This window comes from Janthinobacterium sp. LS2A (assembly GCF_036543145.1).
Taxonomy (GTDB): domain Bacteria; phylum Pseudomonadota; class Gammaproteobacteria; order Burkholderiales; family Burkholderiaceae_D; genus Janthinobacterium; species Janthinobacterium aestuarii.
In genome coordinates, this window is the sequence record NZ_JAZHPB010000001.1 from 155,522 (window position 1) to 177,624 (window position 22,103).

22 protein-coding genes are annotated in these 22,103 nt (G+C 65.6%); 10 read left to right on the top strand and 12 right to left on the bottom strand.

All coding sequences use genetic code 11. From position 1 onward, the window contains the following. The 4 genes from V3C40_RS00740 to V3C40_RS00755 all read left to right on the top strand — a co-directional run bounded on the left by V3C40_RS00740 (position 1) and on the right by V3C40_RS00755 (position 4,456). Positions 1 to 2,313, top strand: coding sequence for an SUMF1/EgtB/PvdO family nonheme iron enzyme (locus V3C40_RS00740; RefSeq protein WP_331776170.1), 2,313 nt, complete (start codon positions 1 to 3; stop codon positions 2,311 to 2,313). 62 nt (positions 2,314 to 2,375) lie between these two features. Beyond that, complete coding sequence (locus V3C40_RS00745) at positions 2,376 to 3,095, top strand: SIMPL domain-containing protein (protein ID WP_331776171.1); 720 nt, start codon at positions 2,376 to 2,378, stop codon at positions 3,093 to 3,095. Between the two features lie 78 nt (positions 3,096 to 3,173). Continuing rightward, the gene (locus V3C40_RS00750) at positions 3,174 to 3,572 is read left to right on the top strand and encodes an OsmC family protein (RefSeq protein WP_331776172.1); all 399 of its coding nucleotides are present in this window, start codon (positions 3,174 to 3,176) and stop codon (positions 3,570 to 3,572) included. Continuing rightward, on the top strand, positions 3,569 to 4,456 hold the full coding sequence (locus tag V3C40_RS00755; protein ID WP_034751903.1) for a pirin family protein: 888 nt from the start codon (positions 3,569 to 3,571) through the stop codon (positions 4,454 to 4,456). The genes V3C40_RS00750 and V3C40_RS00755 overlap by 4 nt, the downstream gene beginning before the upstream one ends. Positions 4,457 to 4,465: 9 nt before the next feature. Here V3C40_RS00755 and V3C40_RS00760 read toward each other — a convergent pair whose 3' ends face one another. From V3C40_RS00760 to V3C40_RS00785, 6 genes are all read right to left on the bottom strand, one after another. Beyond that, positions 4,466 to 6,940, bottom strand: a complete 2,475-nt coding sequence (locus V3C40_RS00760; protein ID WP_331776173.1) for a TonB-dependent siderophore receptor — start codon at positions 6,938 to 6,940, stop codon at positions 4,466 to 4,468. A 127-nt stretch (positions 6,941 to 7,067) separates the two neighbouring features. Beyond that, on the bottom strand, positions 7,068 to 8,030 hold the full coding sequence (locus V3C40_RS00765; RefSeq protein ID WP_331776174.1) for a FecR domain-containing protein: 963 nt from the start codon (positions 8,028 to 8,030) through the stop codon (positions 7,068 to 7,070). Next, the gene (locus tag V3C40_RS00770; protein WP_072453170.1) at positions 8,030 to 8,548 is read right to left on the bottom strand and encodes a sigma-70 family RNA polymerase sigma factor; all 519 of its coding nucleotides are present in this window, start codon (positions 8,546 to 8,548) and stop codon (positions 8,030 to 8,032) included. Before V3C40_RS00770 ends, V3C40_RS00765 begins: the two co-directional genes overlap by 1 nt. Before the next feature lie 109 nt (positions 8,549 to 8,657). Then, the gene (locus tag V3C40_RS00775; RefSeq protein ID WP_034751900.1) at positions 8,658 to 9,257 is read right to left on the bottom strand and encodes a metal-dependent hydrolase; all 600 of its coding nucleotides are present in this window, start codon (positions 9,255 to 9,257) and stop codon (positions 8,658 to 8,660) included. A gap of 389 nt (positions 9,258 to 9,646) precedes the next feature. Beyond that, positions 9,647 to 11,302, bottom strand: a complete 1,656-nt coding sequence (locus V3C40_RS00780; RefSeq protein ID WP_331776175.1) for an FHA domain-containing protein — start codon at positions 11,300 to 11,302, stop codon at positions 9,647 to 9,649. A gap of 187 nt (positions 11,303 to 11,489) precedes the next feature. Beyond that, the gene (locus V3C40_RS00785; protein ID WP_331776176.1) at positions 11,490 to 12,338 is read right to left on the bottom strand and encodes a class I SAM-dependent methyltransferase; all 849 of its coding nucleotides are present in this window, start codon (positions 12,336 to 12,338) and stop codon (positions 11,490 to 11,492) included. 148 nt (positions 12,339 to 12,486) lie between these two features. Here V3C40_RS00785 and V3C40_RS00790 point away from each other — a divergent pair, with 148 nt between their 5' ends. Further along, the gene (locus V3C40_RS00790) at positions 12,487 to 12,906 is read left to right on the top strand and encodes a DUF2177 family protein (RefSeq protein ID WP_331776177.1); all 420 of its coding nucleotides are present in this window, start codon (positions 12,487 to 12,489) and stop codon (positions 12,904 to 12,906) included. Here the strand turns inward: V3C40_RS00790 and V3C40_RS00795 are convergent. From V3C40_RS00795 to V3C40_RS00805, 3 genes are all read right to left on the bottom strand, one after another. Then, positions 12,887 to 13,837: a PP2C family protein-serine/threonine phosphatase gene (locus tag V3C40_RS00795; RefSeq protein WP_331776178.1), complete on the bottom strand. Its 951-nt coding sequence runs from the start codon at positions 13,835 to 13,837 to the stop codon at positions 12,887 to 12,889. The two genes, V3C40_RS00790 and V3C40_RS00795, sit on opposite strands and share 20 nt — an antisense overlap. A gap of 148 nt (positions 13,838 to 13,985) precedes the next feature. Continuing rightward, a complete protein-coding gene (locus V3C40_RS00800; protein ID WP_046684114.1) occupies positions 13,986 to 14,438 on the bottom strand; it encodes a glycine zipper 2TM domain-containing protein in 453 nt (150 codons plus the stop codon). Positions 14,439 to 14,558: 120 nt separating this feature from the next. Beyond that, entirely contained in the window at positions 14,559 to 15,089 is a 531-nt protein-coding gene (locus V3C40_RS00805; RefSeq protein WP_070304745.1) for a GNAT family N-acetyltransferase, read from the bottom strand. A gap of 175 nt (positions 15,090 to 15,264) precedes the next feature. Between V3C40_RS00805 and V3C40_RS00810 the strand changes: the two genes are divergently transcribed. Continuing rightward, positions 15,265 to 16,713 carry a M20/M25/M40 family metallo-hydrolase gene (locus V3C40_RS00810; RefSeq protein ID WP_331776179.1) on the top strand — a complete coding sequence of 483 codons (1,449 nt, stop codon included), beginning with the start codon at positions 15,265 to 15,267 and terminating at the stop codon, positions 16,711 to 16,713. A 6-nt stretch (positions 16,714 to 16,719) separates the two neighbouring features. Beyond that, the gene (locus V3C40_RS00815; protein ID WP_331776180.1) at positions 16,720 to 17,625 is read left to right on the top strand and encodes a LysR family transcriptional regulator; all 906 of its coding nucleotides are present in this window, start codon (positions 16,720 to 16,722) and stop codon (positions 17,623 to 17,625) included. Positions 17,626 to 17,639: 14 nt separating this feature from the next. Here V3C40_RS00815 and V3C40_RS00820 read toward each other — a convergent pair whose 3' ends face one another. Further along, the gene (locus V3C40_RS00820) at positions 17,640 to 19,070 is read right to left on the bottom strand and encodes an MFS transporter (protein ID WP_331776181.1); all 1,431 of its coding nucleotides are present in this window, start codon (positions 19,068 to 19,070) and stop codon (positions 17,640 to 17,642) included. 121 nt (positions 19,071 to 19,191) lie between these two features. Further along, positions 19,192 to 20,049: an MBL fold metallo-hydrolase gene (locus tag V3C40_RS00825; protein WP_219327205.1), complete on the bottom strand. Its 858-nt coding sequence runs from the start codon at positions 20,047 to 20,049 to the stop codon at positions 19,192 to 19,194. A gap of 176 nt (positions 20,050 to 20,225) precedes the next feature. Between V3C40_RS00825 and V3C40_RS00830 the strand changes: the two genes are divergently transcribed. Further along, the gene (locus V3C40_RS00830) at positions 20,226 to 20,462 is read left to right on the top strand and encodes a hypothetical protein (protein ID WP_070220955.1); all 237 of its coding nucleotides are present in this window, start codon (positions 20,226 to 20,228) and stop codon (positions 20,460 to 20,462) included. A 123-nt stretch (positions 20,463 to 20,585) separates the two neighbouring features. Continuing rightward, positions 20,586 to 20,834, top strand: coding sequence for a hypothetical protein (locus tag V3C40_RS00835; protein WP_034751890.1), 249 nt, complete (start codon positions 20,586 to 20,588; stop codon positions 20,832 to 20,834). Between the two features lie 16 nt (positions 20,835 to 20,850). On the opposite strand, the gene V3C40_RS00840 is transcribed toward V3C40_RS00835, so the two are convergent. Further along, on the bottom strand, positions 20,851 to 21,144 hold the full coding sequence (locus V3C40_RS00840; protein ID WP_331776182.1) for a hypothetical protein: 294 nt from the start codon (positions 21,142 to 21,144) through the stop codon (positions 20,851 to 20,853). A 50-nt stretch (positions 21,145 to 21,194) separates the two neighbouring features. Between V3C40_RS00840 and prpB the strand changes: the two genes are divergently transcribed. Then, positions 21,195 to 22,082: a methylisocitrate lyase gene (prpB, locus tag V3C40_RS00845; RefSeq protein WP_070304753.1), complete on the top strand. Its 888-nt coding sequence runs from the start codon at positions 21,195 to 21,197 to the stop codon at positions 22,080 to 22,082. The last annotated feature ends 21 nt before the right edge of the window (positions 22,083 to 22,103 follow it).

Sequence of the window (22,103 nt, forward strand, 5' to 3'; positions counted from 1 at the left end):
ATGATGCAAAAAGCACGAGACAAACTGCGGGAACTGCGCGCCCTCCACGACGACGGGCTGCTCAGCGAGCAGGAATTTGAACGCCGCAAGAACGCCATCCTCGACGCCGAGTACGCGCCGCCCGGCGCCGCGCCTGTGCCGGCGCCGCTGCCCGTACGCCAGGGCACGGAGCTGGGCTTCATGACGGGCCAGGAAATCGGCCCGCAAAACCGCCGCTACCGGCTCGAGCGGCTGATCGGCACGGGCGGCATGGGACAGGTGTGGCAAGCGACCGACCTGGCCACGCACGCAGAGCTGGGCAGCAGCGAAATGGTGGCGCTGAAGATCTTGCCGCCGCAGCTGACGCAAAGCGCCACGCACGCCAAGCTGCTGATCGAGGAAGCGACGCAGGCGCGCAAACTCGCGCATGAAAACATCGTCCGCGTCTACGAGTGGGCGCAGGACCCGGCCACGGCCAGCTATTTCATCATCATGGAATGCCTCGATGGCGAAGACCTCGAGCACTATCTGGCGCGCGAGGGCGCGCTGCCCCTGTCCACCGTGCAGGAACTGCTGCAGCCGGTGGCCGACGCCCTGTCGTATGCGTGGGAAAAGCACAAGCTCGTGCATCGCGACATCAAGCCGGGCAATGTCTTCCTGACGGCGAAAGGCGACGTCAAGCTGCTCGACTATGGCATCGCATCGCGCGTGCGCAATGCGGACAGCAGCCTGGCGCTGGACATGCCGAACGCGGGTACGCACGGCTACCGGGCGCCCGAGGCCGGGGCCAACCAGCGCCAGCCCAGCCCGCGCCTGGACGTATATGCGGTGGCCGTGATGATCTACCAGATGCTCGAAGGGCGCATGCCGTTCGACGACACGCGCAGCGCCAGCCATTTGCCGTCGGCGCCGCAAGCGCTCAACGCGCAGCAGTGGCAAGTGCTGCAGAACGGGTTTTCGCTGACGCCGGAACTGCGGCCGCAATCCGTGCAAGCCTTGCTGGAAAGCTTGGAGCGCGCCGCCGGGCCGTCGCCCGAAGAACTGGCGGAACAGGCGCGCCAGCAGCAGGCGCGCGCGGCGCAGCAGCAAAAGGCGGCGGCGCTGGCCGCCGAACAGGCCCGCGAGGCGGCGCTCAAGGAAGCGCGTGTGCGACAGGAAGAACTGGACCAGCGCCGCAAGGCGGAAATCCAGGCGGCCGCGCTGGAAAAGCAGCGGCAAGATAAACTGCGCCGCGAACAGGAGGCGCAGCGCCATTTCGAAGCGGAAGAGGCGCGCAAGCTGCGCAAGGAAGCGCTGCGCGGCCAGTTGCGCGCGCGCCGCGAAGCCGATGCGGCCACCGCCTTGCAGGAGCACCAGGAATTGCAGCGCAAGGCCATCATCGCCAAGGCGGAAGCGGCTTACCGCGCCGAGCAGGAACGTGCGCGCAAGGAACAGGCCAGCCGCGCCGCCGCAGCAGCTGTCCCTGCGCCGCCATCCGCACCGGCGCCGGAAGCCGAGCACGTGGAACCGGTGCCCAATGCGGAAGGCGTCTTGCGCGATGATTTCCTCGATGGTTCGGGACAGGGACCGGAACTGGTACTGATTCCCAGCGGCCGCTTCCAGATGGGCGCGCACGAAACGGAACACAAGGCCGCCATCCAGGCTGGCTCGCAGCAGACGTGGCTTGAGCGCGAAATGCCGCAGCACTGGGTCGGCATCGAGCGCCCGTTCGCGCTGGCGCGCCACCCCGTCAGCGTGGGCGAATGGCGCGCCTTCGTCAAGGCGACCGGCTGGGCGGGCGGTTCCGAGACGGACTGGGACAATCCCGGCTTCGTGCAGAACGACCAGCACCCGGTGGTGGGCGTGAGCTGGAATGACGCGCAGCTGTACCTGGCGTGGATGAGCGAGCGCACGGGCCGCCACTACCGCCTGCCCAGCGAAGCGGAATGGGAATACGCATGCCGCGCCGGCACGCGCACGGCCTTCAATGTGGGCGACACGATCAGCACCGAGCAAGCCAACTACGACGGCCTGTATGTCTATAACGGCGGTCCGCGCGGCGTGTACCGGGGCGGCACGACGCCGCTGGGCACTTTCGCGCCGAATTCATGGGGCCTGTTCGACATGCATGGCAATGTGTGGGAATGGGTGCAGGACGTCGTGCACGATAATTACGAAGGCGCGCCCGTCGATGGCAGCGCCTGGGAAGAGGGCAGTGACAGCAGCCGGCGCATCCTGCGCGGCGGCTCGTGGCTGTACCACCCGCGCTATTTGCGCTCGGCCCTGCGCAACGGCTTTTCCACCGTGCTGTCGAACGATATCGTGGGCTTCCGCGTGGCGCGCACGCTCGACTAATTCATTGTCATATCGGCCATCTTGACGGATACTTCATGCACCTTAACCGTGCTGGAGTGTCCGTGTTCAAACGCCGCCTGCTGTCCATCGTGTTCGCCTGCCTGCCCATCTCAGCCCTGGCCGGCGATTTGCCTTCCTATCCCTTCATCCACGCGACCGGTACGGCCTACAGCTTCGTCACGCCGGACCTGGGCGAGATCGATTTCGACGTCAGCGTTTTCGACCCGGCGCCGGAGGTAGCCACCGCCCTCGTGCAGACGCGCATCACGGAAATCAAGGCGCTGCTGGTGGAGCAGGGTTTGCCGGAAGCGGCGGCCGGCATCGAGGTGCGCGACGTGCGCAAGGAAATCCGCAAGGGCGCGGAACAGGACCCGGCCAATCCGCAGTACCAGATCAAGGCCAGCGTGCATATCAACGTGGCCGATTTGTCGAAATGGCCCGCCGTCATAGGGCCGCTGCTGGCCATGCCCAACCTCGATGCGTTTGCCGTCACCTTCGGCGCCACGCAGCGCATCCGCCTGGAAGAGGAACTGGTGGGTGAGGCCGTCAAGGATGCGCAGCGCAAGGCCGACGCCATGGCGCGCGGCTTCGGCAAGCGCGTGGGCGCCGTGGCCGGCATCTCGTCGGACCAGCTGAAAAACCTGGGCAATGCGGTGGGCCTGGTGCCGTCCGACCGCTACCAGCGCGCCAACAGCCGCCAGCGGCAAAATCCCGACGACATGCTGATGGTCACCGTCCTCAAGATGAGGCAGACGGTCGATGCCGTGTTCCGTATCAAATGACCAGGTAGCAGGGCAGCGGGCTGCGCCAAGCGGCCAAACGGTGTAAATTGTGGCTTTCCAAACGCACCAAGGAACGCCATGACCATCAAAGCCATCCGCGACCAGTCGCAAGCCATGCGCCACATCGTGCACGTGCGCGACCACATCATTTCCGCCGACGCCTCGGTGGAGGAGGGGGGCGGCGACGCCGGCCCTTCGCCGCACGACCTGTACGACGCGGCCCTGTCGGCCTGCAAGGCGCTCACCGTCGTCTGGTACGCCCGGCACAAGGGCATCCCGCTGGAGCACGTGGAAGTGTCGACCGAGCGCGATGCCAGCGAAGAGCGCAAGGGTGTGTACCGCCTGGCGGCCACCCTGCACCTGACGGGCGAGCTGACGGATGCGCAGCGTGAGGAATTGCTGGCCGTGGCCGGCAAATGCCCGATCCACAAGCTGATGACGGCCGTCACCACGGAAATCACGACGGTGCTGGCATGAGCGCGGCCATCCTGAAAAGCCACGAAAAGGACCTGGGCGGCGGCTTCGTCGTGCGGCGCTTGCTGCCGTCCGCGGCAAAGCAGGCCGTCGGTCCCTTCATCTTCTTCGACCATTTCGGCCCCATCGACGTGGCCCCCGACGCCAATCACGACGTGCGCCCCCATCCGCATATCGGCCTGGCTACCGTCACCTATCTGTTCGAGGGCGCGATCGACCACCGCGACAGCATCGGCTCGTACCAGCGCATCGAACCAGGTGCCATCAACTGGATGACGGCCGGGCGCGGCATCGTGCATTCGGAACGCACGCCGCACGACCTGGCCGGCCAGCCGCACCGCACGCACGGCTTGCAGCTGTGGGCCGCGCTGCCCAAGGCGCACGAGGAGGACGAACCGAGTTTCACGCACACGCCGCAAGCCGACATTCCTGTCGTGCCGCTCGATGGCGCCGTCGTCAAGGTGTTGATCGGCACGGCCTTTGGCCAGACCTCGCCCGTGCGCACCTACATGCAGACGGTGTACCTGGACGTGGCGCTGCAGGCGGGGCGCGAGTTGCGCCTGGAAGGCTTGCCGCCGGAAGCGGCGATTTATCCAATCAGCGGGGACGTGCTGGTCGATGGCGTGGCACTGGTGCCGCACACCATGGCCTTGCTGGAAACCGGGGCCGTGCCTGTCGTGACGGCAGGCGGCGGCCAGGTGCAGTTTGTCGTCATCGGCGGCGAGCCGCTGGACGGCCACCGTTTCCTGTTCTGGAACTTCGTCTCGTCGAGCAAGGAGCGATTGTCGCAGGCGGCCGACGACTGGACCGCCCAGCGCATGGGACAAGTGCCGGGCGAGACGGAATTCATTCCGCTGCCGAAGGCGCCATTGCGTCCTCCGGCATAAGCGTTTCGTCTAGAACCGCGCGCGCAAGGTCAGTTGCGCCTTGCGCGGTTCGCCATAGAAATTGCCCCACGCCGGCGCGCCCACCGTCTGGTAGTAGCGCTTGTCGAGCAAGTTCGTCACGGACAGCGACGCCGTCCAGTTGCGGTCGATCTGATAGGCGCCGCGCGCGCTGAACAAGGCATACGCGCCTTGCGCCACCGTAATGTTCTGCGTCACGCGCGAGCTCTCCGTCTGGAAGTTCACGCCGCCGCCCACGCTCCACTTCTGCAAGGCGCCGGGCAGGCGGTAGTCGCTCCACGCGCGCAGCATGTGACGCGGCGAGTAGGTGCTGGCGAACATCACGCCCGCATTCGACGTCTGTTCCAGGTACTTGAAGTTATTCAGGGTGTAGCCGGCGAACAGCTGCCAGCCCGGCGCCACTTCGCCGCTGATTTCCGCGTCGAGGCCTTCGCTGCGCACCTTGCCCGCCGAGAAATAGCACTCCGTGCCGCTGGAGCAGGTGTTGACCAGGTCCAGCTCCGCGCGGTTGCGCTGCTCGATGCGGAACAGCGCCAGCGAGGTATTGACCTTGCCGTCGAACAGTTCACCCTTGACCCCCACTTCCAGATTGCGCCCCTTGAGCGGATCGAGCAGTGCGCCTTCGGCCGTGCGCTGGTTTTGCGGCTGGAAGATGTCGGACACGCTGGCGTAGCCGGACCAGCGCTTGTCGAACGCGTAGATCACGCCGCCATACGGCGTGACGACGCCGTTTTCGCGGTAGGGGTCGATGTATACCTCGCCCGTGTCGCGGTACACGCTGCTCCATTTGTAATTCGATACGCGCGCGCCCGCCACCACGGTGAGCGGATCGCTGACGCTGAAGCGGGCCACGCCGTAGGCGCCCGTCTGCGTCATTTTCGTCAAGCTGGGATCGCCGCGGTAGCTGTTCTCGCGGAACCAGGCGTCGCTCGGTTCGGCCACGCCGTGATTGGGCCGCAGCGGGTTGTTCGGCTGCTGCAGCAAGGCCAGGCTGAAATCGCTGTCGCTTTCCAGGCGGTTCGTGTTGATGCCGGCGCTGAAGCCGTGGCGGCGGCCGAAAGCGTTGAATTTGCCGTCGAGCGACAGGTCGAGTCCCTTGTTGGTGCTGCCGTAGTCGAACACGCCGCCATACATCATCATGCCGGCCATGGTGGCGGGATCGAGCGCGCCCTGGCTGAACATGTATTTCACGTCATGCCGCTCGCGCGTGTAGTTGGCGCTGGCCTTGAGCGACCAGTCGGCGTCGAAGCGGTGCTCGAATTCGGCGAAGACGGCCGTCTGGCGGCTGACCCAGCGGTTCCAGTCGGCGCCGAGGAAGGTTTCGCGCGGCAGTTTCGGGTCGCTGCCATCGCGGTAGCGGGCCATGCCGGAAAAGAACGGCGTCGAATGCAGCTTCTCGTAGCTGGCGCCCGTCGTCAGCTTGCTGCCCGGCGCCAGGTCGAATTCCAGCACGCCATACAGTACGTCGGTGCGGCTGTCGGCCACGTCATAGAAATAATCGCGCTGCTCGTGCGCGGCCACGGCGCGGCCGCGGATGCTGCCCGATGCGTTCAGCGGACCGGTGACGTCGACTTCGCCGCGCACATCGTTCCAGCGGCCTGCGCTCAGCGCCAGCTGCACCTGCTTTTCCGCCAGCGGACGCTTGCGCACCATGTTGATGGCGGCGCCCGGCGAGCCCGTGCCCTGCAGCAGGCCGGTGGCGCCGCGCACGATTTCCACCCGGTCCAGCACGGCCGTGTTGCTGGTAAAACTGTTCGCCTGCGGGTAGTACATGGCGCGGTTCACGCCGTCGAACTGGTAAGTGTCGACCATGAAGCCGCGTGAATACACATAGCGCCCGCCCATGGGGCTGTCGTACATGGTGATGCCGGTGGTGTTGGCCAGCACGGCATCGATGGTGTTGAGATTCTGGTCGTCCATTTTCTGGCGCGTGACGACGCTGACGGATTGCGGAATTTCGCGCAGGGTTTGCACGCCCTTGCCGACGGTGACGGCGCGCGCCGCATACGAGTTGCTGTGTTCACTGACGGGGTCGCGCTCCATGCTGGCGCTGACCGTCACGGGTGCCATGGTCTTTTCCACGCCGGCCGCCGCTGCGGACGATGGCGCCCCCTGGCGCAGCACGTAGGCGCCGTTTGGCAGTTGCATGGCTTCCAGGCCGCTGCCGGCCAGCACCTGGGCAAAGCCCTGGGCTACGCCAAAGCTGCCGCGCACGCCGGGCGAGCGCAGGCCCCGCGTCTGCGCCGGGTCGGTCGACAGGCTGACGCCGGCGGCCACGGCAAAATCGTTAAGGGCGGTGGCCAGCGGGCCGGCTGGTACGGCAAACGCTTGGGCGGTGGCGGCCTGGCCTTGCGCCAGCGCGGGTGCGGCGATAAAGGCGGCGGCGGGGGCGGCGCAAGCCATGGCGAGGACGGCCAGGCGGATGGCGCGCGCGGCGGGATGGAGGACGGGGGTGGTCAGCTGCATGCTCGGTCTTTCTGCTCTAAGGGATAAGAATTGGCGTGTGAATCGGCTACGTGAATTGGCTACTTATCTAGGAAGCCGAAGCAGCGCAGCGAAACACCAACCCCTGGCGCAAAAAAACTGAAAATAATTATGTGGCCCGGGCCGACACCGTGGCCCAGTAGCGCGTGAAATACGTCACTTGCAGTCCGTGCGAGGCGCACAGGCTTTCCAGCACGGCGTCGATATCGTCGAGCCGGTAAGTGCCCGTGACGGGACGCCGCGCCACGGACGCGTCGCACGCGAGGCGCCCGCGCCGGTAGCGCGCCAGCTCCTGCACCAGTTGCTGCAGGGGCCAGTCGGCGGCCACCAGCATGCCGCGCAGCCAGCTGTCCTGGTGCGCGGGCATGGCCAGTACGTCCTCCGAGCCGCTTGCGCTGAAACGCAGCTGCTGGCCCGCTTCCAGGCGGCGCACGGCGTCCGGGCGCGCCGCGCAGCGCACTTCCACGGCGTGTTCGTAGACGCTGACCGTGCTGCCCTGCGCATCGCAGCGCACGCCGAAGCGCGTACCGAGCGCGCGGATCACGCCGTGCGGCGTGTCGACGAGGAAGGGGCGGGCATCGGATGCCGTCGTGATCATGATTTCGCCATGATGCAGGCGGATGCGGCGGTGGGTGGCGCCGTAAGCGACATCGAGCGCGCTATCCGTATTCATTTCCATGCGCCCGCCATCGGCCAGGGTCACGTGGCGGCGCTGGCCCGGCGCCGTGCGCAAAGACGCCGTCCAGGCTTGCCATGGGGCGGATTGCAGGCCCGCCTGGCCCAGCGCGATGCCGCCGCCGGCCGCCACCAGCATGGCCAGCACTTTTGCGGCGGCGCGCCGGCGCTGCTGCGCCGCCTGCAGCGCGGGAATCGCCAGCGCTGCCGGTATCGCGCCCAGCTGACCGTCCATGCGCCGCAGCAGCTCCCAGGCCCGCTCATGTTCGGCGCTGGCATCGCGCCATGCCTGCAGGGCGGCCGGGTCGGCGCCGCCGCACTGGAGTTCCACATGCCAGTGGGCGGCGGCGGCCAGGACCTTGCGGGCGATGGGAGTGGACGAGGATGCGCCGAACATCAGTTAGCCGCCAGCATCAGGCATTCCGTGTAGGCGCGCACCAGGTGCTTTTTCACGGTGGGCAGGGATACGCCGAGGCGCCGGCTGATGTCCACATAGCTGAGCTCCTCGATCTGCGCCAGCAGGAAGATGTCCCGCGTGCGCGCACCCAGGCGGTCGAGCAGGCGGTCGATGGCAAGCAGGGTTTCGATGATGATGGCATGCGTTTCGGCGCTGATCGATATCGGCTCGGTTTGCTGCGCCAGCGCTTCCAGGTAGGCGTGTTCCAGCGCCTGGCGCCGGTAGCGGTCGATCAGCAAGCCGCGCGCGATGGTCGCCAGGTAGCCGCGCGGTTCGCGCAGCGGTGCCAGCGGTGTCACCTCGCGCTTGCCCAGCAGGCGTAGAAACGTGTCCTGTGCCAGGTCGGCCGCCTCGGCGCGGTTGCCCAGCTTGCCGCGCAGCCAGCCATACAGCCAGCCGTGATGCTCGCTGTACAGGGTGCTCAGGTGATTGGCATGGATGGGACTGACGGTGCTCACTGCGTTCTCCAGGCAAGGGAATAGCTGGGCTGACGGAACGCGGAGTGCCGGCTGGCTGGGCTGTTTGAGAATGATACTCATTATCACATTGCCATGCGTCTTGCGTCAATTACTGTTGGTCGCCCAGACGCCAGCGCTCCTGCCACTGTTGCAGATCCGTCCAGGCTTGCTGCAGAGCAGCGCCGGACCAGTGCAGCAAGCCATCAAACGCCAGCACAGTGCGCTGCCAGTGGATGCCGTCAAAAAACACGTGGTCGGCCACGATGGTGGCGGCCAGCCAGGCGGCGATGATGACGATGATGTCGTGGCGGCCGCTTTTCCACCAGCGCAGCGAGTGGCGGCGAAAAATCCACGGCACGCCCAGCGGATTGGGCCAGTCCGCCAGCAGATGCATGATGCCGCCGGCGGCAAAGCCGAACAGGGGCGGCGCCCACAGGTGGTGTGGCAATTGCAGATACGTGTAGACGAGCAGGGCGATCCAGGCCAGGCCCCAGTGCGTCCACGTGCGGTGCGTAATCCACAGCTTGTGCGTGCGCGCCCACCAAGCCACTTCCAGCCAGTCCGGCGCCGTGCCGCCCAGCGCTCCCATGACAAAGGCGAGCACGCTCAGCACTTGATAGGGACCACCGGCGCCAGCGTGCGCGACCAGGGCCGCAGCGATCACGCCGGCAGCCCAACCGGTCGCATGATGCGCTTTGTTGGAAGCCATAGAAAATGTAAAACGCCATGCGCGGCGTTGTATGAAATGCAGGGGATATTAACTGGATGAATATACAGTATGCAAGGGCGTGGAGGGGTGCTATTTGCAGAATATCTGCTGATAATTTGTTAAATTGTGTGTCGGGATGGCTTGGTCAGCGGACTCGGCAAGCCATGCCGTCCCGTCAATTGTGTTGTGCGGCTGATAATGTAATTGGCGCAGGGCGCGCTATGCTGAAAGCAGTTTGACGTTTTGAGGAGGTGTCGCCATGAAAATCCCGCGCGAATTGCAGATTCCCGCCCTCGTGTTTTCGCTGGAAGCGGTGTTCATTATTGGCTTGTCGCTGATTTTCCTGGTGCTGGTACCGCGCTAGCGGTCAGGTGTCAGGAGGTGCTGTATCAGGCCGTTTGCATGGTTGTGCTGTCGCACAGCGCCGCGCCTTCGGTGCGGATGATCCAGCATTCCGGATACGGTTCGCTGGCGAAGCGGTTGTGCCGCGCGAAGCCGCTGAGCTTGTCGAGCGCGGTGGCGGGGGCCAGCGCCGTTTCCTTGCCGCTGGCCGTGTCCAAGTGCCAGAAACCGCCGTTGCGGTGGAAGAGCACGGGCAGGCAGCTTGCTTGCGGCGTGGCAAGGTGGCTTGCCGGCGTGGGCTGGGTGTCGGGCAGCAGCAGGTAAAAACACTCGGCGCGGGCGCCGTGGTCGATGCGGTGCAGGATCACGCCGTGCGCGAGCAGGGCCGTGACGCTGAGCACGACGATGCCCTTGATGCTGGCAGACAGTTCGATGCGCATGCCCAGGCGTAGCGGCACGGGCTTGTGCTTGCCGGGCCAGACGCCGTCGAGCAGCAGGCCGTAGCGCGACACGTCCTCGATTTCAAAGCCTTGCTGGTGCTGGCTGCGCCGGATGATGGCGTGGCGGCCCGACAGGCGGCGCGTCAAGCCATTGTTGTCCTGGCCGTCGGGGCTGAAATGGCTGAGCAGCACATCGGCTTCCGGGTCCACCAGCTCGAAACGCCCCAGCATGCATTCTTCCAGCGCGAACAGGCGGATTTGGCGCTGTTCGCCCGCTTCCGGCGCAGCATTGACGAGGCAAGCGGCCTGGCTCGGGTGCGGATGGCAGTGGCTGGCGGCGGGCAGGTCGACTTCGATCAACTCCTCGTCCCAGGCAATCGTGGTAAAACCCATGTCGATCTTGCCTTGCGGCGCGGACAGATCCACGTGGGCGATGCCGGCATTGCGCGCCGTCACGTCGAGATTGCAGCCGTCGCCGCCCGTCACGCGGGCGATCGAGGCGTCGTCGGCCATCACGCGCACGTTCTTGTGCGTGCTGAGGAAGATCTGGTGGATTTCCGTCAGGGTGGCGTCGCGGCGCGGCACGAGGATGACAAACGTGCACACCCACTTCTGCGCCACGGCGCCGTCGACATGGCTGTGGACTTCCACTTCGATCTGGTATTGCCCGTGTTCCTTGTTGCGTGAGGAAAACTCGACAAACACGGGACGCCAGTCGCCGCGCGTGGTGCGTACGAAATCATGCTGCACGTGGCCGCGCGGGATCAGGTCCGAGCGCAGGCGCAAGGTCAGCTGCGGTGCGCAGGCGGCGCTCATGCCGCGCAATTCCATTTTTAATGTTTGCCGTCCGCCTGCCGCGCGCGGATCGAAGCCGCTGATGTGCAGGTGGGCTTGCACGGGCTGGTAAGCTGATGGCGCCGTTGGCGGCGCAACGGGCGCTGGCGTGAACGCCGGGGTGGCGGCAGAGGCCCCCACGGAGCGGCTTACCGTTTGAATGGCCGCATCGCGGATAACGGCATCGCGAATAACAGCATCGCGAATATCAGAATCATCTGCAGGGGCGTGCGGAAGCGCCGTTGCCGATGGCTCGGAACGGGCGCTGCGCAGTGCGGTCAACAGGTCGTAGCTGCTGGGGGCAGTCGTCGCTTGCGGGTGGTTGCCCGCGCAGACTGTTTCCCCAGGCAAGACCCAGAACGTACAGTGCGGGTGCTCCGGGTTGCTGCATTTTTTCATGACATTCTGACTCGAATCGAGCGGGGACATTTTGCCCTCTGTTATACATGAGAGCTTACGCGCTTTTGCGCCTGCTTGGCAACTTTCGCGACACCGGAATGCGCTCTTTTTGCCCAAATTCATGCCCCTGGTCACACCTTGTCATACATGTCATGGAAACTATTGCCTAAAAACACATTTTATATCTTTCTGGATATGTTATTTTGCCAAGAGTGTCTTAGCCGCACCGTTTGCTGACGATGACTTCCAAGTACTCGCCCGGCACCACCAGCGAGTGGGCGCCGGCCGTATTCAGGCGTTCAAGCATGGCGAGCAGTTCCTGTTCCAGCGCTCCGGCGCCAGTCGCGTCGAGCGCGGCAAACGCCTTGTGGACGGGGCCGTAATAATCGCGGAAGATTTGCAGCCAGTGTTGGGCGGAAGCGTAGCGGAAATTGAAGACCTTGCTTTGGCCGTGCACCTGCTCCGCCCCCTGGCCGAACAGGTCGCGCACATACGCCTCTTCGCCCCAGCGGGCCGGCGACACCATGCCTGCCGGGGGCGGCACATATTTGCCTATGGTCTTGAACAGTTGCCCGACAAAGCCGTCCGGCGTCCAGTTGGCCATGCCGATGCGTCCGCCGGGGCGCAGCACGCGCAGCATTTCGCTGGCCGCGCGCTGGTGGTCGGGCGCGAACATCACGCCAAAGGTCGACAGGGCCGCGTCGAAACTGGCATCGGCGAAGGGCAGGGCTTCGGCGTCAGCCACGCGGAAGGTCACGGCCAGCCCTTCCGCCTCGGCGCGTGCGCGGCCCTTGTCCAGCAGCGCCGGCACATAATCGGTGGACACGACACGGGCAAAGCGGCGCGCGGCCGCCAGGGTGGCGTTGCCATTGCCGGCGGCGATGTCGATGACGTCTTCGTGGGCGCGGATATCGGCGGCCTCGGCCAGCAATTCGCCAACCGGCTGCAGGGTCACGCCGATGATGGCGAAGTCGCCGCTGGCCCAGCTCGCTTGCTGGCGCTGCTTGATGGCGGCGTAGTCGGGCGCGCTTGCGGCGGCCTGCGGTGTCGGGATAGTGTTGCTCATGGCGTGCTCCTGACGTTGGAGAGGTCTATCCTTCAGACCGCGCGCCATGGGCATGGTTCAATTCATACAGGCCGTCGTGAGCGTGGCGGCGTTTTGCATTATGCTGGCGCAACTGTTTCCCCACGCTGCCTGACGCCGAGAGATGACCATGCCTGCCCAACGCCCGCTCCAGCTTGCCATTGCCTATGGCGCCACCCTGTGCGTATTTCTCGCCATCGATGCCCTGTGGCTGGCGGTACTGATGAAGCCCGTGTACGCCGCGGTGCTGGGGCCGCTGCTGGCGGACACACCGCGCTGGGCCCCGGCCGTGCTGTTTTATCTGCTGTACGTGGCGGGGCTGGTGGTGTTTGCCATCTTGCCCGGCTTGCGGGCGCGCCGCGGACGCACGGCGGCGGCGCTGGGCGCGCTGCTCGGGCTGCTTGCCTATGGCACCTATGATTTGAGCAACTATGCGACCTTGCGCGATTGGCCGCTGGCCTTGACGGCGATCGATATGGCCTGGGGCAGTGTGCTGTCGGCCGTGTCGGCAACGGCCGGCTACCTGGTCGCTAGCCGGTCGGGGCGCTGAACTCCGCATCGAAGCGCAGCGCCAGCATGGTAATGTTGTCGCTATGCAAGCCTTTTGGCGGATGCAAGAGGAAGTCGTCGAACACGGCGCTGACGGCCTGCGCCGCAGTCCTGCCGGCGCACAGGGCGGGCCAGCGGGCTGTGAGGGCGAGCGGATCCTCGCAGGCCCAGAAACCGTCGCTGGCCAGCAGATAGTGGGCGCCGGGGCGCACGCGCAGCACGCGGCGGTCGCCCAGGTGCGCGAGGAAGGGCGGCAAGGTGGCCGCGTCGAGGCCCATTAAAGGCTTGGCGAGCTGCAAGCTGTCGCTGATGGCGTTGCCTAAAATAAAGGCCTGCGAGATTTGCGGATGGTGTTCGCCATGCACGGCGGCCCGCCAGCGGGTCTCGTCGAGCGAGCCGCGCATGGCGTACACGGTGGCCGGCACGTGGTCGACGGTGAGGATGCTGGCCACCCCGTCGGCAATTTCATACAGGCGCGAATCGCCCACGTGATACAGCAGCGGCGCTTCGCCGGGCGGCACTTCCAGCAAGGTCAGGGTGGTGCCGGGCGGACGCGCCTGGGCTGGCGCCGTCCTGGCGAAGGTGTCCTGTAAGCGCGTGTGCAGCTGGTCGAGCCAGGCCGCCAGGCTGGCCGTGTCGAGGCAGGCGGGCATGGCCAGCAAGCCTTGCACGGCCGCTTCCGCCGCTTCGCGTCCATGTCCGTGGCCGCCCATGCCATCGAGCACGGCGGCGCGCACATGGCCGCGCGGCCAGCCCGGCACCTGGCAGTGGAATGGCGCCTGCTGCGACAGGCAGACGGCGTGGCCGCTGGCATCGATCAGCAGGAAATTGTCCTGGTTCTCGCGGCGCGGCATGGGGCCGGCGCCCACGCTGGTGCCGGCGGCGGCGTCGAGCCAGGGGCCGAAGTCGAGCCCGTCTTTGATTAAATGCATCGGTTGTTGCGGTCCACGCGGCCAGCAATGTTGATCATAGGACACAGCTTAGCCGAAATCATGCGGGAGCGATACCTTGCCTATTTCGCAAAAAAACCTGCGGCAGCAGGCTGGCGCAGGTTTTTCATGGTGCAGTGCAGGGCGGTGCTTAACGGCGATGGCCCCAGCCGTGACCGTGGCCGTGACCGTGGCCACGGTCATAGTAGTCGCGGCGGTCATAATCACGGTAGTAGCCGCGGCCCGGTTGCACGTAGACGACAGCCGGCGGGCCATAGTAGCGCGGTGGCGGCGCGTAGTACACGGGCTGCGGCGCCGGGGCGTAGTACACCGGTTGCGGCGCAGGCGCGTAATAGGTTTCGCGGTAGCCGCCGCGATAGCCGCCACGGTCGTAATAGCGGTCATTCGTGCTGATGCTGTTGCCGACGGCGGCGCCCAGCACGCCACCGACGATCGCGCCATTGCGCCCGCCGGTGCTGTTGCCAATGGCCGCTCCGACAACAGCGCCTGCAACGGTATTGAAGTCGCGGTCACCGGCGACTGCGGCCGAAGACACAGCCACTGCCGCTACCATTACCGCACCCAGGAGTTTCTTGTTCAACATGGCATTTCCTTCCATTCCGGCGAGATCACAATGATCTGCATGAAGTGGACTATATCTGCTGCCGCAAGCTTGCTCCACGTCTAATACAACTTATTACAATCCTGCCCCGGCCGTAACAAGTCAGCGCCGGCGCGCCTGCCATTCGGGACGCAGCAGGCTGTACATTTTGACATCGCGCATCACGCCATTGATAAAGAAGGCCTGGCGTAGCAAGCCTTCCTGGGTAAAGCCGTTCTTTTGCGCGATGCGCTCGGAGCCGATGTTCAGCGGGTCCATCAGCAGCTCCAGCCGGTGATACGGATAGGCGCTGAACAGGTAATCGACCACCAGGCGAGTCGCTTCGCTCATGTAGCCTTGTCCGTCGCGCTGCCGGTCGAACAGGCGGTAGCCAATCTCGCGCGAGGACGGTGTCCGGCTCTTGAAGTGCGTGATCGTGCCGATGATGTGCTGTGAGTGATCTTCGATGAGGAACAATTCGCTGTCCTCGGTGACAAAGCCCGATTGCAGGAAGTCGCGCCGCATGGCCTCGGGCGACTTGAATTGCATGGAGAAAAACTCGCCGCGCGAGGGCAGGTCGTTGACGAGGGAAATATAGGTATTCAGGTCGGCGGCCTGCAAATGCCGGATGGTGCAGAGGGTTCCCTTGAGCATGTCGGTTTCCGGTAGCGATCACGAATCCTGATGGTAATCGACTCTGGGGGAAACAGGCAATCGATCCCGTAAAAGTTGCTGCAATGACAGAACAAATACGCTATCGTAGAAAGCCGCGCCTTGCCCATGACCAAGGCGTACCCGCTTCGACCTCGTTGACTGGAACTGACATCACATGCCTACCATCCTGACTGGCGCGCCACTGCGCCGTTCCGTTTTATCCATCGCCCTTGGCTGCATCGTCAGCGCCGGGGCCTTTGCCGCAGCGCCAGGCAATACCCCGCAAGCGCTGGCGCAGGTGCGCGACACGGCGCTGCAAAGCGACTGGGCGTATGCCCGCCTGGCCGACATGACGGATCTGATCGGCCCGCGCCTGTCCGGTTCCGCCGGCGCGGCCGCCGCCGTGCAGCAAGTGGCGAACACCATGCGCCAACTGGGCGCCACCGTCACCCTGCAGCCCGTGAAAGTGCCGCACTGGGTACGCGGCGTGGAAACGGCGGAAATCGTCGACTATGCGGGCCGTCCGCAGGGCGTGTCGCAGCGCGTGGTGCTCACGGCCCTGGGCGGCTCGGGCGCGACGCCGGCCGCCGGCCTGACGGCTCCCCTCATCATCGTCAAGAGCCTGGAAGAACTCAAGGCACGCGCGCCGGAAGTGAAGGGCGCCATCGTGCTGATCGACACGCCGTTCGACCAGGAGATGGCCGAGCGGGGCCTGGCCGGCGTCACCTATGGCCAGGGTTCGCGCTCGCGCTTCCTCGGACCGAAGGCGGCGGCCAACCTGGGCGCGGCGGCTGCGCTCGTGCGCTCGGTCGGCGGCGCGAACTTCCGCATCCCGCACGCGGGTGCCACGGGACTGGACGGCAATAAGCGCATTCCGGCCGCCGCCGTCACCGTGGAAGACGCCTTGCTGATCGGCCGCCTGGCCGCGCGCGGCCCCATGAAAATGCACCTGACCCTGACGCCGCAAAACCTGCCGGAAGCGGACAGCTACAACGTCATCGCCGACTGGCCGGGCACGGACAAGGCCGACGAAGTGGTGGTGGTCTCGGGCCACCTCGATTCCTGGGACCTGGCGACGGGCGCGCATGACGACGGCGCCGGCGTGGTGGCGGCCATGGGTGTGGTGGAAACCCTGAAAAAGCTCGACTACCGCCCGCGCCGCACCATCCGCGTGATCGCCTGGATGAACGAGGAGAACGGCGGGCGTGGCGGCCAGGCCTACTTCGAGGCCCACAAGCAGGCGCTCGGCAAACAATATGCGGCCATCGAGATGGATAGCGGGGCTGGCCGCCCGTTCGGCATCAAGGCCAGCGTGGGACCGAAAGCGGAAAAACTGTTTACGCCTTTGCTGGCGGCCCTGCAGCCGATGGGCGCGCACGCGTTCACGCGCCGCGACGCGCTGGGCACGGGCGACCTGCACCGCCTGGAAACGGGCGGCGTGCCCAGCTTCGAGCCGCTGGTCGACAGCCACAGCTACTTCCACTACCACCATACGCCGGCCGACACCCTGGACAAGGTCGACCCGGATAACCTCAAGCGCAACGTGGCGCTGATGTCGTCGCTGGCCTGGTTCCTGGCCAATATCGACGGCGAGATCGGCCGCGCGCCGGAGCAGGGCGAGTAAGCGCCAATGTCGCTACCCGACCTGAACCTGTTGATTACCCTCGATGTCCTGCTGGCCGAGGGTAGTGTCACGCGCGCGGCGCGGCGCTTGCGCCTGAGTCCATCGGCCATGAGCCGCGCCCTGGCGCGCCTGCGTGAGACGACGGGCGATCCGCTGCTGGTGCGCGCCGGCCGTGAACTGGTCCCCACGCCGCGCGCGCTGGAGCTGCGCGCAAGGGTGGGGCCCCTGTTGGGCGAGGTGCTGGCCGTGCTGGGACCGGCGGAGCAGCTGGACCCGCGCCAGCTGGCGCAAACATTCACGCTGCGTTCGAGCGACGGTTTCGTGGAAAATTTCGGCCCGGCGCTGCTCGCGCATATCGGCGCGCAGGCGCCTGGCGTGCGCCTGCGCTTCGTGCAAAAGCTCGACCGCGAAAGCGCGCAGCTGCGCGAGGGCAGCATCGACCTGGAAACGGGCGTGATCGGCAGTCTCACCAGCCCGGAAGTGCGCACGCGCAGGCTGTTCGGCGACCGTTTCGTGGGGGTGGTGCGCAGCGGCCATCCGCTGGCGCAGGGCGAGATCAGCGCCGAACGCTATGCCGCCGGCCAGCACGTGCTGGTGGCGCGGCGCGACCAGGATACGGGACCGATGGACGACGCGCTGGCCGCCCTGGGACTGCAGCGCACGATCGCCAGCATCGTCGGCGGCTTTACGGCGGCGCTGGCGCTGGCGGCCGGCTCCGACCTGATTGCCACCGTGCCGGAGCGGCATACGGGCAATCTGCGCGCCGGCATGTTTACCTTTGTGCTGCCGCTGCGCATGCCGGAGCTGACCGTGTCATTGATGTGGCATCCGCGCATGGATGCGGACCCGGCCCACCGCTGGCTGCGCGGCTGCGTGGTCGACGCCTGCGCGGCCCGGATCAACGCGGGCTGATGCCGCCGCGCGCATCATGCGGGCTTTCCAGCCTTGCTCATGGCGCGCCCGAGCACGAAAATGGCCAGCGCGGCGAGTATCAGTACGCTGGCCACGCCAAAGGTGGCGTGCATGCCGGCTATCATGGCGGCCGGCCTGGCGCTGGCGATATCGCTGGCGCCGGCAGCGAAGACGGCGCCCATCACGGAGGCGCCCGTGACAAGCCCCAGATTGCGCGACAGATTGAGCATGCCGGAAATGACGCCGCGCTGCTCGGGAGCGATATCGACCATCACGGCCGTATTGTTGGCTGCCTGGAACAGCGCGTAGCTGGCCGTCAGCAGCATGATCGGTGCGACGTAGCCGGGAATGCCCAGGCTGGCGGGCAAGAAGGCCAGCGCCAGGCAGGCGCCGGCCGCGCCGCACAGGCCCGCGCCGCCCATGCGCTGTGCGCCGTAGCGGTCCACCAGCCAGCCGGACGGCACGCCGCAGAACGCCGCCACCAGCGGTCCGGCCGCCAGCACCATGCCGGTGGCGGCCGCACCCAGGCCCAGGCCGCGCGCCAGGTAGAAGGGGCCGACCACCAGGGTGGACATCATGACCGTCGACACCAGCATGCTGGTCGCCAGGCCCGCGCTGAGCACGGGCGCGCGCAGCATGGCGAGGCGGATCAGCGGCGCCGGCGCCTTCAGTTCAACGCGGACGAACACGATGGCGCCCACGCAGGCGGCCAGCAGCAGCGCCACGTTGCGCATGCCGAAATGGCCGTGGCCCAGGGTCATGGCCAGCGCATAGGCGGCCAGGGTCAGCGCCAGCAGCAGGGTGCCGCGGTGGTCGAACACGGGCCGCTTGGCATTGGCGCCGCGCTGGTCGGCCGGCAGGAAGCTCCAGGCCATCAGCAGCGCCACGCCGGCCAGCGGCACGTTGACGAGAAAGATAGATTGCCAGCCGAAGCGGGCGATCAGCAGGCCGCCCAGCGCGGGGCCAAGCGTGGTGCCGACGGCCGACATGGTGCCGAGCAGGCCCATGGCGCTGCCCGTTTTGGCCTTCGGCACGGTGCTGCCGACGAAGGCCATGGTCAGCGCCATCATGACGGAGGCGCCCAGTCCCTGCAGGGCGCGCGCGGCGACCAGCAGCCACAAGGTGGATGCCAGCGCGCACAGGATGGAGGCGACGGCAAACAGGGCGATGCCGGCCAGCAGCAGGCGGCGCCTGCCGACCATGTCGCCAAGGCGGCCCACGCTGACGATCAGGGCCGTGATGGCCAGCAGGTAGGCCAGCACGATCCATTGCACATCCTGGAACGGCGCATGCAGGGCCGTGGCCATGTCGGGCAAGCCCACGTTGGCAATGCTGGTGCCCAGCGCCGGCAGCAGCATGGCCAGCGACAGGCTGGCAAGCGCGCCGCGCACGGGTAGCGTGATGGCCTGCTGCTCGTGTGGTGCGGATTTTGACGGTGGTTGCATGGCGTGGCGGATCCTCGGATAGGGTCACCACATGGTACTGAGGGATCTGGCATGGCGGAAGACGCAGCATGTGCATTGTGTTGTTGCGTCTGACGCCATGTGAGGGAACTACATCACCAGGCTAGATCGCATTGAGCGGTATCTTCAGGTAGCGCACGCCGTTGTCTTCCGGTTCGGGCAGCTTGCCTGCATTGATGTTGACCTGGATGGCGGGCAGGATCAAGGTCGGCATGTCGAGAGTGGCGTCGCGGCTGGTGCGCATGGCCACGAACTGTTCTTCCGTGATGCCGTCGCGCAAGTGGATATTGCTGGCCCGCTGTTCGGCCACCGTCACTTCCCAGCGCGCCTCGCGGCCGTTGGGCGGGTAGTCGTGGCACATGAACAGCCGCGTTTGCGGCGGCAGCGCCAGCAATCGCTGCGCGGAGCGGTACAGCAGGGAAGCGGAGCCGCCGGGAAAATCGCAGCGGGCCGAGCCCACGTCCGGCATGAACAGGGTGTCGCCGACAAACACGGCGTCGCCGATCTGGTAGGCCAGGTCGGCCGGCGTGTGGCCGGGCACGTGCAGGGCGCGCACTTCCAGCTGGCCAATATGAAATACCTGGTCCGGCGCGAACAGCTGGTCGAACTGCGAGCCATCGGCCCTGGCGCCATCCTGGTGGTAGACGGCCGCGAACGCCTGCTGCACCGTCTGGATGGCGGCGCCGATGGCCACGTCGCCGCCCAGTTGCTGCTGCAAATAGGGTGCGGCGGAAAGATGGTCGGCGTGCGCGTGGGTTTCCAGCAGCCAGCGGCATTGCAGGCCGTGTTCGCGCACGAAGGCGATCACCTTGTCGGCCGAGGCGGTCGAGGTGCGGCCCGCCTTCGGGTCGTAGTCGAGCACGGAGTCGATGATGGCGCAGTCCCGCCCATCGGCCTCGTAGACAACATAGGTGACGGTGGCGGTGGCGGAGTCGAAAAAAGCTTGGATTTGTGGAGTCATCACGGCGGCAGGGGACAGGCAGGGAATAACATTATATCGCCAGAGTTCGTTCAAAAAATGTTGAAAATTAACATTTAACATGCGAAAAACAGATAAGCGAACGAGCCAGGCGCGCGACTACCGTGCGCACCCTGTGTCTTGCCGCGTGCTAACCTCATTCTTCCAAGGAGGATTTCATGAACGATATCACTGCACGCAGCGAACAATACCGCGGTTTTACGATTTCCGTGACCCCGCAAAAGGATAACGACGACTTATGGGATTTTACCTACCGCCTGCAGCGCGACGGTGAGCCGGAAGCGCAGGCGATCACGCGCAGCCGCACCTTGGGCGGCTACGCTGCCCCTGAGACGGCTTGCACGGCGGGCCTGGAAGTGGCCAGGACGGAAGTGGATAATCTGCTGCGCCCTTGAGCCAGCGTAAATCGTTTAGCCCGAAAGTGCGCCTGGCTATGGCCGGCGCGTGAAACACGTCGCTGCCAGTCGCGCTTCATGCTACGATTTCCAGTATTGAGTCAGTCACCAAGGAGGCACCCCATGAATAGCAGTTCTAAAATTCACTATAAAGGCTGGGAAATCGTTCCCCTGGCCGTGCCCACCACCGACGGCAAATGGTCGGCCAGTTGCGACATCGAACGCGCCACGGCGGAAGGCCTGGAAGTGTTCGAAGGCTCGACCATGCAGTTCGTGCGCGACGACGAGGAGGGCGCCATTGCCGCCGCCTGCGAAGAAGCCGTGCGCCAGATCGACAATATCATCGCCAATCCGCTGGTGCGGCTGGCCTAGTTTGCCCTGGGTAGTATCAATTGTATAAAACAGCCGGCGCCCGCCGGCTGTTTTTATTGCGCGTCTTGCCAACCTGGGCTTTCATCGCCTTGTCTGTTCGTCTGTTTCGTGTTTCAATAAATGTTTCAAAATAAGTTTCATGAAACAATATTGAAACATTTTTGACGCCAAACGTGACATCGCTGTTCCGCTGCGTCACAGCGCACGGTGCGTGGCCTCGTGGCCGTTTGCCTGCCTTTTCACTCTGCATTCGGCGTTTTCCGCCCAGCCTGAAGGGGCCTGGCACGGCATTTGCAATACTGATGCTCATACCCACTCCGTGAAACATTCGGGACCATCCGAAACCCATAAGGTGAACACATGACTCAATACTCCGCAGGTGCCGCATTCCGCAAGGCCGTCCAGGAAGAATCCCCGTTGCAAGTGGTCGGCGCCATCAACGCCAACCACGCCTTGCTGGCCAAGCGCGCCGGTTACAAGGCCATCTACCTGTCCGGCGGCGGCGTCGCGGCCGGCTCGCTGGGCTTGCCCGACCTGGGCATTTCCAGCCTGGACGACGTGCTGACCGACATCCGCCGCATCACCGACGTGTGCGACCTGCCGCTGCTGGTCGACGCCGACACGGGTTTCGGTTCGTCCGCCTTCAACGTGGCGCGCACCGTGAAATCGATGATCAAGTTCGGCGCTGCCGCCCTGCACATCGAAGACCAGGTGGGCGCCAAGCGTTGCGGCCACCGTCCGGGCAAGGAAATCGTGAGCAAGGAAGAAATGGTCGACCGCATCAAGGCCGCCGTCGATGCGCGCACGGACCCGAACTTCGTCATCATGGCGCGCACCGATGCGCTGGCCGTCGATGGCCTGGAAGCGGCGCTCGAGCGCGCCGTCGCCTGCGTCGAAGCGGGCGCCGACATGATCTTCCCGGAAGCGATCACGGACCTGGACATGTACGCCACTTTCGCCAAGGCCGTCAACGTGCCGATCCTGGCCAACATCACGGAATTCGGTTCCACGCCGCTGTTCACCCTGGACGAACTGCGCAGCGCCCACGTGGGCCTGGCGCTGTACCCGCTGTCCGCCTTCCGCGCCATGAACAAGGCGGCGGAAAACGTCTACCAGGCGCTGCGCCGCGACGGCACGCAAAAGAATGTGCTCGACACCATGCAGACGCGCATGGAGCTGTATGAATCGATCAATTACCACGACTTCGAGCAGAAGCTCGATGCGCTGTTCGCCGCGCAAAAGAAATAAACAGAAGCAGGGGCCGCATGC

Bases quoted from the DNA above. Each gene is read 5' to 3' on its own strand.
- V3C40_RS00740 (WP_331776170.1), top strand. From the start codon at position 1: ATGATGCAAAAAGCACGAGACAAACTGCGGGAACTGCGCGCCCTCCAC.
- V3C40_RS00750 (WP_331776172.1), top strand. From the start codon at position 3,174: ATGACCATCAAAGCCATCCGCGACCAGTCGCAAGCCATGCGCCACATC.
- V3C40_RS00755 (WP_034751903.1), top strand. From the start codon at position 3,569: ATGAGCGCGGCCATCCTGAAAAGCCACGAAAAGGACCTGGGCGGCGGC.
- V3C40_RS00760 (WP_331776173.1), bottom strand. From the start codon at position 6,940: ATGCAGCTGACCACCCCCGTCCTCCATCCCGCCGCGCGCGCCATCCGC.
- V3C40_RS00765 (WP_331776174.1), bottom strand. From the start codon at position 8,030: ATGTTCGGCGCATCCTCGTCCACTCCCATCGCCCGCAAGGTCCTGGCC.
- V3C40_RS00775 (WP_034751900.1), bottom strand. From the start codon at position 9,257: ATGGCTTCCAACAAAGCGCATCATGCGACCGGTTGGGCTGCCGGCGTG.
- V3C40_RS00780 (WP_331776175.1), bottom strand. From the start codon at position 11,302: ATGTCCCCGCTCGATTCGAGTCAGAATGTCATGAAAAAATGCAGCAAC.
- V3C40_RS00785 (WP_331776176.1), bottom strand. From the start codon at position 12,338: ATGAGCAACACTATCCCGACACCGCAGGCCGCCGCAAGCGCGCCCGAC.
- V3C40_RS00790 (WP_331776177.1), top strand. From the start codon at position 12,487: ATGCCTGCCCAACGCCCGCTCCAGCTTGCCATTGCCTATGGCGCCACC.
- V3C40_RS00795 (WP_331776178.1), bottom strand. From the start codon at position 13,837: ATGCATTTAATCAAAGACGGGCTCGACTTCGGCCCCTGGCTCGACGCC.
- V3C40_RS00800 (WP_046684114.1), bottom strand. From the start codon at position 14,438: ATGTTGAACAAGAAACTCCTGGGTGCGGTAATGGTAGCGGCAGTGGCT.
- V3C40_RS00805 (WP_070304745.1), bottom strand. From the start codon at position 15,089: ATGCTCAAGGGAACCCTCTGCACCATCCGGCATTTGCAGGCCGCCGAC.
- V3C40_RS00810 (WP_331776179.1), top strand. From the start codon at position 15,265: ATGCCTACCATCCTGACTGGCGCGCCACTGCGCCGTTCCGTTTTATCC.
- V3C40_RS00815 (WP_331776180.1), top strand. From the start codon at position 16,720: ATGTCGCTACCCGACCTGAACCTGTTGATTACCCTCGATGTCCTGCTG.
- V3C40_RS00820 (WP_331776181.1), bottom strand. From the start codon at position 19,070: ATGCAACCACCGTCAAAATCCGCACCACACGAGCAGCAGGCCATCACG.
- V3C40_RS00825 (WP_219327205.1), bottom strand. From the start codon at position 20,049: ATGACTCCACAAATCCAAGCTTTTTTCGACTCCGCCACCGCCACCGTC.
- V3C40_RS00830 (WP_070220955.1), top strand. From the start codon at position 20,226: ATGAACGATATCACTGCACGCAGCGAACAATACCGCGGTTTTACGATT.
- V3C40_RS00835 (WP_034751890.1), top strand. From the start codon at position 20,586: ATGAATAGCAGTTCTAAAATTCACTATAAAGGCTGGGAAATCGTTCCC.
- V3C40_RS00840 (WP_331776182.1), bottom strand. From the start codon at position 21,144: ATGAGCATCAGTATTGCAAATGCCGTGCCAGGCCCCTTCAGGCTGGGC.
- prpB (WP_070304753.1), top strand. From the start codon at position 21,195: ATGACTCAATACTCCGCAGGTGCCGCATTCCGCAAGGCCGTCCAGGAA.